Annotated in this window: 13 protein-coding genes; 7 read left to right on the forward strand and 6 right to left on the reverse strand. The window is 75.8% G+C overall.

Annotated elements, in window-relative coordinates:
• The first annotated feature begins 218 nt into the window (after positions 1 to 218).
• Positions 219 to 1,913, forward strand: a complete 1,695-nt coding sequence (locus ACWFNE_RS02075) for an MFS transporter (RefSeq protein ID WP_452120798.1) — start codon at positions 219 to 221, stop codon at positions 1,911 to 1,913.
• Between the two features lie 148 nt (positions 1,914 to 2,061).
• On the opposite strand, the gene ACWFNE_RS02080 is transcribed toward ACWFNE_RS02075, so the two are convergent.
• From ACWFNE_RS02080 to ACWFNE_RS02105, 6 genes are all read right to left on the reverse strand, one after another.
• Positions 2,062 to 3,024: an ATP-grasp domain-containing protein gene (locus ACWFNE_RS02080; RefSeq protein WP_452120799.1), complete on the reverse strand. Its 963-nt coding sequence runs from the start codon at positions 3,022 to 3,024 to the stop codon at positions 2,062 to 2,064.
• On the reverse strand, positions 3,021 to 3,836 hold the full coding sequence (locus ACWFNE_RS02085; protein ID WP_452120800.1) for a hypothetical protein: 816 nt from the start codon (positions 3,834 to 3,836) through the stop codon (positions 3,021 to 3,023). Before ACWFNE_RS02085 ends, ACWFNE_RS02080 begins: the two co-directional genes overlap by 4 nt.
• A gap of 2 nt (positions 3,837 to 3,838) precedes the next feature.
• Positions 3,839 to 4,204 carry a hypothetical protein gene (locus ACWFNE_RS02090; RefSeq protein ID WP_452120801.1) on the reverse strand — a complete coding sequence of 122 codons (366 nt, stop codon included), beginning with the start codon at positions 4,202 to 4,204 and terminating at the stop codon, positions 3,839 to 3,841.
• A gap of 217 nt (positions 4,205 to 4,421) precedes the next feature.
• A complete protein-coding gene (locus ACWFNE_RS02095; RefSeq protein ID WP_452120802.1) occupies positions 4,422 to 4,736 on the reverse strand; it encodes a hypothetical protein in 315 nt (104 codons plus the stop codon).
• Between the two features lie 103 nt (positions 4,737 to 4,839).
• Positions 4,840 to 5,733: a methyltransferase gene (locus ACWFNE_RS02100; RefSeq protein ID WP_452121128.1), complete on the reverse strand. Its 894-nt coding sequence runs from the start codon at positions 5,731 to 5,733 to the stop codon at positions 4,840 to 4,842.
• A gap of 212 nt (positions 5,734 to 5,945) precedes the next feature.
• The gene (locus ACWFNE_RS02105; RefSeq protein WP_452120803.1) at positions 5,946 to 6,560 is read right to left on the reverse strand and encodes a putative glycolipid-binding domain-containing protein; all 615 of its coding nucleotides are present in this window, start codon (positions 6,558 to 6,560) and stop codon (positions 5,946 to 5,948) included.
• Positions 6,561 to 6,626: 66 nt separating this feature from the next.
• Here ACWFNE_RS02105 and ACWFNE_RS02110 point away from each other — a divergent pair, with 66 nt between their 5' ends.
• The 6 genes from ACWFNE_RS02110 to ACWFNE_RS02135 all read left to right on the forward strand — a co-directional run bounded on the left by ACWFNE_RS02110 (position 6,627) and on the right by ACWFNE_RS02135 (position 12,873).
• Positions 6,627 to 7,973, forward strand: coding sequence for a multidrug effflux MFS transporter (locus ACWFNE_RS02110; RefSeq protein WP_452120804.1), 1,347 nt, complete (start codon positions 6,627 to 6,629; stop codon positions 7,971 to 7,973).
• Between the two features lie 139 nt (positions 7,974 to 8,112).
• Positions 8,113 to 8,499, forward strand: a complete 387-nt coding sequence (locus tag ACWFNE_RS02115; RefSeq protein ID WP_452120805.1) for a hypothetical protein — start codon at positions 8,113 to 8,115, stop codon at positions 8,497 to 8,499.
• A 269-nt stretch (positions 8,500 to 8,768) separates the two neighbouring features.
• Positions 8,769 to 9,179, forward strand: coding sequence for an ATP-binding protein (locus tag ACWFNE_RS02120; protein WP_452120806.1), 411 nt, complete (start codon positions 8,769 to 8,771; stop codon positions 9,177 to 9,179).
• Positions 9,180 to 9,251: 72 nt separating this feature from the next.
• Positions 9,252 to 10,385 carry a TIGR03885 family FMN-dependent LLM class oxidoreductase gene (locus ACWFNE_RS02125; RefSeq protein WP_452120807.1) on the forward strand — a complete coding sequence of 378 codons (1,134 nt, stop codon included), beginning with the start codon at positions 9,252 to 9,254 and terminating at the stop codon, positions 10,383 to 10,385.
• A complete protein-coding gene (locus ACWFNE_RS02130; RefSeq protein ID WP_452120808.1) occupies positions 10,382 to 12,058 on the forward strand; it encodes an alpha-amylase family protein in 1,677 nt (558 codons plus the stop codon). Before ACWFNE_RS02125 ends, ACWFNE_RS02130 begins: the two co-directional genes overlap by 4 nt.
• A gap of 113 nt (positions 12,059 to 12,171) precedes the next feature.
• Positions 12,172 to 12,873 carry a GAF domain-containing protein gene (locus ACWFNE_RS02135; RefSeq protein ID WP_452120809.1) on the forward strand — a complete coding sequence of 234 codons (702 nt, stop codon included), beginning with the start codon at positions 12,172 to 12,174 and terminating at the stop codon, positions 12,871 to 12,873.
• Positions 12,874 to 12,914: the final 41 nt, after the last annotated feature.

Below are 12,914 nucleotides of genomic sequence, written 5' to 3' on the forward strand. Positions count from 1 at the left end.
CTCCAGGCGGTGGTGTGTGCGCCCAGTGTGTCAGCCCGCCGTCGCGCGCCGCAGCCGCCTGGCGGGCGAACCCGGGGTCCGTCCGTGGACCGGGCTGGGGGCGGGCGACGCGCGCGCGGTCTGAGGGAACGCGGTGGCGGCGTGCCGGCGGCGCGCGGCACAGTGGAGCTCGCCGACCGCACGCAGCGTCGTCGGGACCACGAGAGCGCGGGGAGCACGTGACCGACCCAGAGGCGTCCGGCACGCAGACGTCCCGCACGCAGACGTCCGGCGCGGACCCGTCCCGCACGCGGACGTCCGGCACGGACCCGTCCGGCACCGAGGCGTCCGCCACGGCGACGTCGGCGGCTGCGCCCGGCGCGGCCCCTGGGGCGCCGGGGAGCACGAGCCCGTTCGTGCCGGGCCTGCGCGCGACGACCCTCGGGATGCTCGCGCTCATCGCCCTCGGCGCGTTCGAGGCGCTCGCCGTCTCGACCGCGATGCCGAGCGTCGTCACCGACCTCGGCGGGTTCGAGCTGTACGCGACCGCGTTCGCCGGGCCGGTCGCGGCGGGCGTCGTCGGGCTCACGGTCGCGGGCCTGTGGTCCGACCGCCGGTCCCCCGTCGCCCCGCTCCTCACCGGCGTCGCACTGTTCCTCGCCGGGCTCGTCGTGGCGGGGCTCGCCGGCAGCATGCCCGTGCTCGTCGCGGGCCGCGTCGTCCAGGGCGTCGGCTCGGGGCTCTACAGCGTCGTGCTCTACGTCGTCGTCGCACGCGTCTACCCCGAGGCGACGCGCCCGCGCGTGTTCGCGGCGTTCGCGGCCGCGTGGGTGGTCCCGGGGCTGATCGGGCCGTTCCTCGCGGGAGTGATCGTCGAGCAGCTCGGGTGGCGGTGGGTGTTCCTGGGCGTGCCGCTCCTCGCGGTCCCCGCGGTGCTCGCCCTGTGGCCCGCGCTGGCCTCGATCCGGCAGGCTCCCCCGGCGTCCGCGGGCCCGTCGGGCGGCGGCGAGTCCGCAGGCACGACCAGCCCCGACGCCCCGTCCACGGAGAACGCGGGCTCCCGCGACGCGGTGCCCGCGGGAACGACCACCCCCGGGGCCCCCTCCCGCGGTGACGCGACCGGCACCGCGCCGTCCGGCGGCGCCGCCGTGGGTCGCTCCGCACCCGGCCGGTCCGGCGTCCGCACGTCGACGCAGCTCGTCGCTCTCTCGGTCGTCGCCGCCGTCGGCGTCCTCGCGCTGCACCACGCGGGTCAGCAGCGCGGCGCGTCGGCGCTCGTGTGGACCCTCGCGGGCGGGGCGGCCGTCGCGCTGACCCTGCCCCGCATGCTCCCGACCGGCACGCTGCGTGCGGCGCGGGGGCTGCCCTCGGTGATCGCGCTCCGGGGGCTGCTGAGCGCGGCGTTCACCGCGGCCGAGGTCTTCCTGCCGCTCCTGCTCCAGACGCACCGGGGCCTCGGCCCGTCCGCGGCGGGCGCGGTGCTCACGTGCGCGGCGGTGAGCTGGTCGACCGGCTCGTGGCTGCGGGGGCGCGGGTTCGGCGGGTGGTCCGACGTCCGGTGGCTGCGTGCCGGGGGCGGGGCGATGGTCGCCGGGATCACCGTCGTCGCGCTCGTCGTCGCGCCCGCCGTTCCCGTCGCGATCGCCTACGTGGGCTGGACCGTCGCGGGTCTCGGCATGGGTCTCGCGTTCCCGACGACGTCGATCCTGACCCTCCGCCTGTCGCCGCCCGAGAGCCAGGGGGCCAACAGCTCCGCGCTCCAGATCATGGACTCGGTGAGCATCGCGCTCGTCCTCGCGCTGAGCGGGGCGCTGCTCACGGCGCTCGGCGGGCCCGCGGCGCTCGGGGCGTTCGCCGCAGGGTTCGCGCTGGCGGCAGTCGTGGCGGCGGGCTCGGTGGCCGTCGCGCACCGGACCGTCCCGCGGCGCGGCTGACGGTCAGCGGCACGGCTGGCGGCCAGCGGCACGGCTGACGGCGCGCAGCGCGGTCGAGGGTCTGCGCGGCCGCGTCACCCTGCACGGGAAGCGGTGGCGTCACCCGGCCCGGGAAGCCGCCGCGTCACCCGGCCCGGAAGCAGCCGCGTCACCCTGCCCGCGAGCCCGGGAGCGGCGTCCCCGGGCGCACCGTCGCCCCGTCGGCCCCCCTCGACCCGAGCAGGTGCTCCACGAGCGCGTCGCTGATCGCCCCGTGCGCCCGGCGGTCGTAGCCCTGGAAGCACGGCATGACGTTGGCCTCGAGCAGCACCCACGTGCCGTCGCGCGCGTCCACCTTGAAGTCGACGCCGAGCAGCGGCGCCTCGAGGTGCCCGGCCAGGGCCCGGCACGCCGCTGCGACGTGCGGCGGGCACGGGACAGGCGAGAAGACGTTGCTCCCGCCGGGCACGCGGTAGTCGACCTGCGCGGACTCGATCTGCTCCGCGAAGAGCCCGGCGCCCGCGACGTGCACCCGGACGTCCGGCCCCGCGACGGCACGCTGGAGCAGGATCGGGGTGGACCGCGCGAGGTGCAGGCGCCCCGGGTCGGTCACCGGGTCCCACCGGCGCACCCAGGTCTTCGTGGCGCTCACACCCTTCGAGACGACGTCGCCGTGGTGCTCGGCGACGAACGCCGCCGCACTCTCCGGCGAGCTCGTCAGGCAGGACTCGGGCACCGGCAGGCCGACGAGCGCCGCCAGCGACAGCAGGTGCGCGGGCTTGCTGAAGTTCGACGGCTCGACGAGGGGCGGGTTGACCACGGGGACGTCGAGCCCGTGCAGCGCGCACGCGACCGCGTGGTGGACGCCGGCGACGCGGTCCCGGGCCCGGGCGTCCGGCGCGCCGTCCCGCACGTCGGGCAGGCGGACCCACACGCCCTCGACGTCGGCCAGGTGCACGGTCGTCCGACCGGCCCGGAGCCGGCTCGCGCGCACGTCGTCGGGGTCGAGCCGGAACGAGCCGGCCAGCGTCAGGTGCACGAGGTCGACCGCAGTCACCGCGACGTGCCGGCGCAGCGACGCGAGCAGGTGCAGGAACGTCGGGTCGGCGGCGACCCCGAGGGCCAGGATCACGGCTGCCCACCCCCCGCGGCGGCCGCCACCACACGCCGCGCGACGAGCGTGAGCCCGGCGCCGAACGCCCCCGGGTGCGGGACCGGATCGATGTCGAGCACACGCAGCGCCGTCCCGTCGACGATCTCGACGACGACCGTCGCGAGCAGCGGCAGGTCCGGCGCGAGCACGGTCGCGAGCACCGTGGCGTAGGGCTCCGCGAGGGGCGAGGCGCCGTCGGCACCGAGGACGAGGGCTGTACGCCCGGCGACCGCGACCCGCACGACCCGCCCGGGCGTGCACGTCGTCACGTCGAGCACCTCGACGCCCGCGCGCACGTGCGGGGACCGACCTGGACGGCTCCGCGCACCGACAGGGCGGTGCTGCGACGCGGTCCGCGCGACCGGCACCCGGAGGGCCGTCGCGCTCGCGGGCCAGCTCGCACGGAGCACGGCGCCACCGGGCCAGACGTCGGCCGAGCGCCGGGTGCGCAACCGGTCCGGCGTGCACAGCAGACCGTGGCGCGTGGGCCGGTTGACGACCGGGCCGTCGAACCCCGCCAGCAGCCCCCACCAGGCGGCGACGCGCTCGGCGGCGACGAAGGGGTCCAGCTCGGCGGACCACACGCCGCCTCGGTGCACGACACCGCCGACGTCCTCGCCGTCCGACGTCCGGAGCACCGTCCGCGCGCGTCCGTCCTGCGCGACGCGCAGCTCGACGTCGAGCCCGGCGAAGCCGTCCGTCGCCACGACCCGGTGACCGGCGCCCGCTGCGGTCGCAGCGAGCACCGGTCGCCAGGGGTCGCCGGGGTGGGCGACGTGGAGCAGCAGCACGGTCAGCGCCGCGACGCCGACGGTGCCTGCGGAACTTCGAGACCGAGCAGGCTCAGCACGGGCGCGGCCTTCTCGAGGATCGGGCCCCACTCGTCCGTGGCGGGGTCGACCGCCAGGAGCGCACCCATGACCGCGACCCGGTCCTTGTGGATGTCGTCGTCCCCGCCGACCTCGGTCCCGCCCTCGCTCGACTCGCTGGTCTCGCTGGTCTCGCTGGTCTCGCTCGTCTCGCTGGTGCCGCTGCCGCTCGCAGCGAGCACGTCGACGCCGTGGCTCATGTCCTCGGCGACGGCGCCGAGGAACTTCTTCACCTTGACGTCGAGGTCGGCGACCGCCGCCGCCCCTGATGTCGTCTCGTCCATGGTCATGCACGTCCTTCTCGATGCGTTCGCGTCCGTCGCCGGTCGGCGACGGACTGACTGGTGGTGAGGCGCGTGCCCCGCGTCGTGGTGCGGGTGCGCCCGGTCGCCTCGAGCTCGACGAGGCGTCGTCCGACGGCCCACGCCTCGAGCGCGAGGTCCTGCGTGACCGGCGGGCGGCACCCGGCCGGGACGAAGGCCTCGTCCGTGACGGCGGGCCGGGCGCTCACTCCTGCGCCCGCGCCTGCTGGCGGAGCGCCTCGAGCACCGGCGCCGCGGTGCGCAGGATCGCGCCCCACGCCATCGGGTCGGGGTCGCTCGCCCGCAGGTACTTCTCGAGCTGGGCGAACTCGCTCGTCTCGCTCGTCTCGCTCGTCTCGCTCGTCTCGCTGGACTCGCTGGACTCGCTGGACTCGGAGTTGAAGCTGATGCTGAAGCCGGACTTCTCGAAGTCGGTCAGCACACCGCCGAGGAACTGGTCGACCTTGAGGTCGACCCTCTCCCTGAGCGTCGCGGCCGACGGGTCGGCGTTCTCCGTCATGACAGTCCCTTTCCGTGCGTCGTGACCTGCTGTGCAGAACAGACGGACGGGGGCGCCACCGGATACCCGCGAGGGTGCGACGAACCGGGTGATATCGGGCGCGTCAGCGGCGCGAGCCGACGACGACCGTCCCGTCGACGTCGTCGTCGCGCACCACGACCGGCACGAGCCCGGCCCGGGTCATCGCGTCGGCGGTCAGTGGCGCCTGGCGCTCGCTCGTCTCGATGAGCAGGTGGCCGTCCGGCGCGAGCCATCGCGGGGCCGCGGCGGCGAGGCGGCGGTGCACGTCGACCCCGTCCGCACCCCCGTCGAGCGCGACGGGCGCCTCGTGCTCCCGCGCCTCGGGGGGCATGAACGCGATCGCGCCGGTGGGCACGTAGGGGGCGTTCGCGACGAGGACGTCGACGCGGCCGAGCAGCGAGCGCGGCAGCGGCGCGTCGAGGTCGCCCTCGTGCACGCGGCCCCCGACGGGCTCGACGTTCCGGCGCGCGCAGCGGACCGCGGCCGGGTCGAGGTCGGCGGCGTGCAGCTCCGCACCGGGGACGCGCGCGAGCACCGCCACGCCGACCGCACCCGTGCCGCAGCACAGGTCCACGACGACCGGGGGCCGGCGCGCCCGCTCGTCGCCCGGGTGCGCAGCCCGGCCCGCCCCGGCCCGCACGCCGCCCGGGGCGCTCGGGGCGTCCGACCGCCGACCCCGGTTCGCGACGTCCGGCCCCGCGCCGCCGCGCCCGAGCCGGTGCACGGCCTCGCGCACGAGCCGGTGCACGGCCTCGCGCACGAGCAGCTCGGACCGCCGTCGCGGCACGAACACGCCGGGTTCGACGACGACGCGCAGCCCCGCGAACTCCGCCCAGCCGAGCACCTGCTCGAGGGGCAGCCCGGCGACGCGGCGCGCGACGAGGTCGGCGAGCTCCGCGGGGGTGCGCGCCTCCGCCAGCAGCAGGTCGGCCTCGTCCTCGGCGAAGACGCACCCCGCGGCGCGCAGCACGCGCACGACCTCCGCGTGGGACGGCGTGCTCGGGTCGAGCGGCTCGCGCGGGCCGGGAGCGTCGGGCGCTGTGGTCACGAGGGTCCTTCCGGGTCGACCGCCCGACGGTAGCGCCGTCGCGCCGCCCGACGAACGGCCGCGCCACCCGTCGTCCGGTCGAGCGGTGGCCACGACGCCATGCCGGGCGCGACGACGGTCCCGGGCGGACGACGGCGCCGTCAGATCCGGCGCACAGCGATCCCCGGGTACTCCAGCACGAGCCCCGCGGCGTCGACCTGGAGCTCGCACGCCGTGCCGAACGCGGGCGCGGTGTACGCGAACCGCCGCCCCGGACCGTCGTGCTCGACGCGCGCGTACGTCTGCTCCAGGCGCTCCACACCCAGCCCGACGGCCCGGACGTAGGCGGCCGGCGCCGGCCCGCCGTCGCCGGCAGCGAGCCGCATGCGGTGCACGGGCAGCGTGTTGGTGACGGCAGAGGACTCGAGGTCGACGTCGAGGCAGCCGTCGAGGCGCGGATCGGGCTCGCCGTCGACGCGCCAGCCGCCCGAGCCGTCGGCGTCGAGAACGAGCGTGCGCTCCCCGGCCGGCGACAGCCCCCGGACGCGGGCCCGCCGCGTCGTCCACGTCGCGTCGACGTCGATCACCGCGTCGACGACCCAGGGCTCGCCGTCCTCGACCGCGGTCGTGCACGTGGTGATCCGCCACCCGTCCCCGAGCCGGCCGTCCCCGAGCCGGACGCGCTCGAGCCTCGTGAGGTGCACGACCTCGAAGCCCTCCCGCGCCGTCCGGTGGTCCCACGCGGCGAACGGCGGCGGGTCGGCGAACGGGGTCATCGCCCGAGTCTTCTCGCGGACCGGACACCGCGGAAGAGGCAGCGCCGTGCCGGTGTTGCGCCAGTCATGCCACCAGCGACGAGCGCGCCGACCACCACCACCGGCCCGGGCGCGACCCCCACGAGCACGACCCCCACCAGCACGACCCCTACCAGCACGATCCCCACGAGCACCGCCCCCACCGGCACCCCCGCGGCGCTGCCCGCGCGCACCCGCCTCGGCGTCGGCCTCGTGCTGCTGCTCTCGGCGCTGACCGCGATCGGCCCCCTCACGTTCGACACCTACCTCGCCGCGTTCCCCGAGATCGGCGCCGACCTCGGCGCCTCGACCGCCGCCGTGCAGCTCACGCTCACCGCGTCGCTGGCCGGGCTCGCGCTGGGGCAGCTCTTCATCGGGTCGCTCTCGGACGCGTACGGGCGCCGGCGGCCGCTGCTCGGGGCGCTCGTGCTCTACGTGCTGGTCTCGGCGTCGATCGCGCTCGTCGAGTCGGTCGCGATGCTCACGGCCCTGCGCGTCGTCCAGGGCTTCGCCGCGGCGGCCGGGATGGTGCTGTCGATGGCCACGATCCGCGACCGGTTCGAGGGTGTCGCCGTGTCGAAGATGATGGCGCGGCTCATGCTCGTCGTCGGCGTCGCGCCGGTGCTCGCACCGACGATCGGCGCGCAGCTGCTGCGCTTCGGGTCGTGGCGGCTCGTGTTCGGGTTCCTCGCGGTGGTCGGCCTCGTGCTGCTCGTGATCGCCTCGGTGTCGCTGCGCGAGTCGCTGCCGGTCGAAAAGCGGCGGACCGGCGGCACGCGCGCGGCCCTCGGCTCCTACCGCGTGCTGCTGACCAGCCGCACGTTCCTCGGGCTGGCGTTCCTCTCCGCGACGTACATGGGCGCGATGTTCACGTACGTCTCGGCGGCCACGTTCGTGTTCCAGGACGGCTTCAGCCTCTCCGCGCAGGAGTTCGGCTGGGTGTTCGCGGCGGGTGCAGCCGGCATCACCGCCGGCTCGCAGGTGTACGGGGCGCTCGTCGGGCGGTTCGAGCCCGAGCGCATCCTGGCGTGGGCGGTCGCGGTGGGCGTGGTCCTCGTGGTGGCGCTGCTCGTCGTGACGGCCGCGGGCGGCGGGTTCTGGCCCGTGACGACGCTCCTGGTCCTGGTCCTGACGACCGCAGGCTTCGTGATGCCGTCGGCCCCGGCGATCGCGCTCGCGGCGAACCCGCAGCGCGCCGGGACCGCCGCGGCGCTGCTCGGGGCGCTGCAGTTCGGGCTCGGCGCCGTGATCGCGCCGCTGACCAGCGTCGGCGGGCAGCCGACGGCGCTCCGCATGGCGGTCGTGATGACGGCGACGATCCTCGTCTCGGCGGTCCTCCTCCTCGTGACGCGGGTCGGCCTGCCCGCACGCCGGGTCCGCGCCGTCGCCGCCTGACCTCGGGGCGCCCCGGCCGACCCCGCACCACCTTCCCACCGGGTTCCTGCCTGACGTTCACCTGCCGTTCAGGCGCCTCGGCGACAGTGGGTCGCGGACAGGGCCGGCGCCGCGCCGGTCCGCCGGGAGGCCGACCACCATGACCACGACCCTGCTCGACCAGCGCGCCGCCGGGTTCCCGCCGCCGGAGCTCCCCGCCGCGGCGGACTGGCTGACGGCGACACTGCGCCCCACGGGTGTGCTCGGCCGTGAGGACGCCGTCCGGCTCGCGGACGTGCTCGGCCCGCTCTCGGCGTCCGCGTCGCTCGTCATCCTCGACCTCGGCGCGGCACGGATCGGGAGCCGACGGGTCACCGCGGTGCTCGACGAGGCCGCCGCACACCTCGAGCGGCGGGGCGGCGGTCTCATCTGCGTGAACGTCGACCCGGACGACCGCACACACCTCGCCTCGGCCGGGGGGCACGCCGTCGTGGTCGACGCCCCCGCACCCACGGCCCCGGACGGGCTCGACGACCAGGACGCCTGACGGCCGAGGCGATCGGCCCCGTCCCACCCGACGATCACCCGCCGCACGCCACGAGCGGCCCCGCGCGGGTGGATACGATGGCGCGCGCTCGCCCGTACCCCGGGCTCGTCCGTCGGAGGGAGGGTCGTGGCTCGCACGCTCGACCCCGCACCCGCGACCGGCGGACGGGGCTCGACGACGGCGCGACCCGCAGCGTCGACCCTCGCGGGCCGGCCCGACGACCCGCGCACGGCACCGCGGGCACCGCGCACCCGCGAGGGAGCGTCGTGATGGCGCCCTCGGCGCAGGGCGGCCGGGGTGTCAGCGCGCGGCTGCGCGTCGCCGCCGTGCCCGCCGCGGCGCGCGAGACGCGGCACTGGGCCGTCGGCCTGGTGAAGGAGCACGGCGCGAAGGCGTCCGCGGCGCGCACGGTCGAGCTGCTCGTGAGCGAGGTCGTGACGAACGCGGTGAAGTACGGCGCGGTCGCCGACGCGATCGCCGTCTCCCTGCGCTGCACCGACGGCTCCGTGACGATCCGGGTGAGCGACGACAGCACCGTGCGTCCCGTCGTGCGGCGCGCCCGCCCGAGCGACCTCGGGGGGCGCGGCATGGAGCTCGTCGAGCGCCTCGCGGACGCCTGGGGCGTCGACGTGGACGCCCGCCGCGGCAAGACGGTGTGGTTCCGGGTCGCGCTGCGCTGACCCCGCGCCGCACGGTCCCCCGACCGTGGCTCGCCGCGCGCCGGCGCTGCCCGGCCGGTAGGAATGGGCGGCATGACAGTCGTCGGACTCCACGCCTCGCACGAGCAGGTCCACCCCGCCGCGCTGCTGCGCGCGGTCCAGCAGGCGCAAGCGGCGGGCTTCGGCGCCGCGATGTGCTCGGACCACCTCGCGCCCTGGAGCGAGCGGCAGGGCCAGTCGGGCTTCGCGTGGTCCTGGCTCGGCGCCGCCCTGGCCACGACCGACCTGCCGATGGGGTGTGTCAACGCGCCCGGGCAGCGCTACCACCCCGTGATCGTCGCCCAGGCGTCGGCGACGCTCGCGGCGATGTTCCCCGGGCGGTTCTGGGTCGCGCTCGGCTCCGGTGAGAACGCCAACGAGCACGTCACCGGCGACCCGTGGCCGCCCAAGGCCGAGCGCGACGCCCGGCTGCGTGAGTGCGTCGACATCATCCGCGCGCTGCACGCGGGCGAGACGGTCACGCACCGCGGCCTCGTGACCGTCGACGAGGCGCGCGTCTGGACCCTCCCGGACACCCCGCCCAAGCTCGTCGGCCCGGCGGTCACGTCCGCGACCGCCCGCGCGCACGCCGACTGGGCCGACGGGCTCATCACCACCAACCAGCCCGTCGAGAAGCTCCGGGAGATCGTCGCCGAGTACCGCGGTGCGGGCGGGCGCGGCGACCTCGCGCTCCAGGTGCACCTGTCCTGGGCGCACACCGAGGAGCAGGCGCTCGCGATCGCGCACGACCAGTGGCGCACCAACATCTACGCCCCGCCGGTGTGCTGGGACCTCGCGACGCCGCAGCACTTCGACGTGGTCGCGGCCGACGTCGCGCCCGAGCAGGTCCGCGGGACCGTGCTGGTCTCCGCGGACGTCTCGCGGCTCGTCGACCAGATCGGCGAGCTCGTGGATGTCGGGTTCGACCAGGTGTACCTGCACCACGTGGGCCAGGAGCTCGAGGAGTTCGTCGACGTGTTCGGCGAGCGCGTCGTCCCGCAGCTCGCGGGCACGTCGTCGTCCGGCGCGTCGTCGTCCGGCGCGTCTTCGTCCGGCGCGGCGTCGTCCGGCACGGCGTCGGGCACCCCGGCCCCGGCCGGCGGCGGCCACGCCGACCCTCACGACCCGCACCTCTACGCGCCCGAGCACCAGCAGCCGGGCGCCGAGGCGGAGGTGGGCCACGCGTGAGGATCACCGACACCGCGGACCTGTGGTGGAAGAACGCCGTTGTCTACTGCCTCGACGTCCAGAAGTTCATGGACTGGGACGGGGACGGCACGGGCGACTTCACGGGGCTCGCGCAGCGCATCGACCACCTCGCCGACCTGGGCGTGACGTGCCTGTGGCTCATGCCGTTCTACCCGACGGCCGACCGTGACGACGGCTACGACATCACCGACTTCTACGGCGTCGACCCCCGCCTGGGCACGCACGGGGACGTCGTCGAGATCATCCGCACGGCGCGCGACCGCGGCATGCGCGTCATCGCGGACCTCGTCGTCAACCACACGTCGGACAAGCACCCGTGGTTCAAGGCGGCGCGGTCGAGCAAGGACAACCCGTACCGCGACTACTACGTGTGGCGCTCCGACCCGCCGCCGAAGGGCACCAAGAAGGACGTCGTCTTCCCCGACAAGGAGGACAGCATCTGGGAGCTCGACGAGAAGACCGGCGAGTGGTACCTGCACCGGTTCTACAAGCACCAGCCCGACCTCAACGTCGCGAACCCGCAGGTGCGCGACGAGATCGCGAAGGTGATGGGCTTCTGGATGGAGCTCGGGCTCTCGGGCTTCCGGGTCGACGCGGTGCCGTTCCTGCTCGACGGCGCCGAGGCGAACCCGCGCGACGACCTCGTCGACCCGCACGCGTACCTGCGCTCGCTGCGCTCGTTCATGAACCGGCGCTCCGGGGACGCGATCCTGCTCGGCGAGGTCAACCTGCCGTACGAGCAGGCCGTGGAGTTCCTCGGCGGCAGCGACGGCGACGAGCTCACGATGATCTTCGACTTCCCCGGGATGCAGGCGATCTACCTCGCGCTCGCCCGGGGCGACGCCGCGCCGGTCGTCGACGCGCTGAAGGCCCGGCCCCCGCTGCCGAAGGACGCGCAGTGGGCGACGTTCGTGCGCAACCACGACGAGCTCACGCTCGACAAGCTGACCGACGACGAGCGCGCCGAGGTCTTCGCGGCGTTCGGGCCCGACGAGGACATGCAGGTCTTCGGTCGCGGCCTGCGCCGCCGGCTCCCCCCGATGCTCGACGGCGACCCCCGGCGCGTCCGGATGGTGTACTCGCTGCTCTTCTCGCTGCCCGGCACCCCGACGCTGTTCTACGGCGAGGAGATCGGCATGGGCGAGAACCTCGCGGTCGAGGGCCGGCTCGCGGTGCGGACCCCCATGCAGTGGAACGCGGGCCCGAACGGCGGCTTCTCGAGCGCCCCGGCGTCGCGACTGACCGCCCCCGTCGTCGAGGGCGGGTTCGCCCCCGAGCACGTCAACGTCGCCGACCAGCGCCGCGACCCCGACTCGATGCTCACGTTCATGAGCCTGCTCGTGCGCCGGTACCGCGAGTGCCCCGAGCTCGGCTGGGCCACCGTCGACGTGCTCGACCAGCCGCACGCGCACGTGCTCGCGCACCGCAGCTCGTGGGGCGACGGCTCGCTCCTCGCCGTGCACAACCTCGCCGCCGAGCCGGTCACGGTGCCGCTGCACCTGCCGGACCTCGACGCGGACGTCCAGTTCGTCGACCTGCTCGAGGACGGGACGACCCCGTGCGGCGAGGACGGGCACGTGGAGATCGCGCTGCCCGGGTACGGGTACCGGTGGCTGCGGGTCGTCCGGCCGGGGTCGCGCCGGCTCGTGTAGCCGGTGTGGCCCGGCTCCGCCGTCCGTGCCGTCCGTGCCGCGCGTGCCCGTGCTGCGCGTCCCCGCGGTTAGAGTGCGTCGTCGCTCTGATCGCGACGGGAGCGGAGCGCACGATGACGCAGGACCACCCCGCGCAGCCGCGGGACCCACGCACGGACGCGCACGCGGCCGGGCCGGACGACGGCCTCCCGGACCTCCCGCCGGACGAGCAGCTCGAGACGTTCGTGCTCGAGGCCCGCACCGTGCGCGACCACCTCGACGACCTCGCGTCGCGCGCCGGGACCCAGCTCCTCGCGGGCACCGAGATCAGCATCTCGGTGCGCCACCGCGGGCACGACCGCCTCGTGGCGACCAGCACCGCGCGCGCGGGCCTGTGCGACCAGACGGAGTACGACACCGGGGCGGGGCCGTGCGTCACCGCGATGGACCTGCTCCAGGTCGTGCTCGTCCCGGACATCCTGGAGGACACCCGCTGGGCGTCGTGGCGCCGGGTCGCGCTCGACAACGGCTTCCGCTCCTGCGCCGGGATCCCCGCGCACGTCGCGGAGGGTGTCGAGCTGTCCGTGAACCTCTACTCCGAGGAGCTCGACCCCTGGGACGGCGACGTGCTCGTGCGCGGCGACGCGTTCGCGCAGCAGGTGGCCCAGACGGTGCGCCTGTGCCTCGAGGTCGCGCGCCTCACGACGGCACACGCCGACGCGGTCGCTGCGGCAGAGGCGCGCGAGGCGATCAACGAGACCATCAGCCGCACGATCGCGGAGAAGCAGGGCACCGTCGCGGACGTGCTGGGCCGGCTCGCCGAGCGCGAGGCCTGAGCGACCGACCCGGTCCGCGGGCACCCGGACCGCCGAGGGGC

The sequence above is a fragment of the Cellulomonas sp. NPDC055163 genome, from assembly GCF_053607065.1.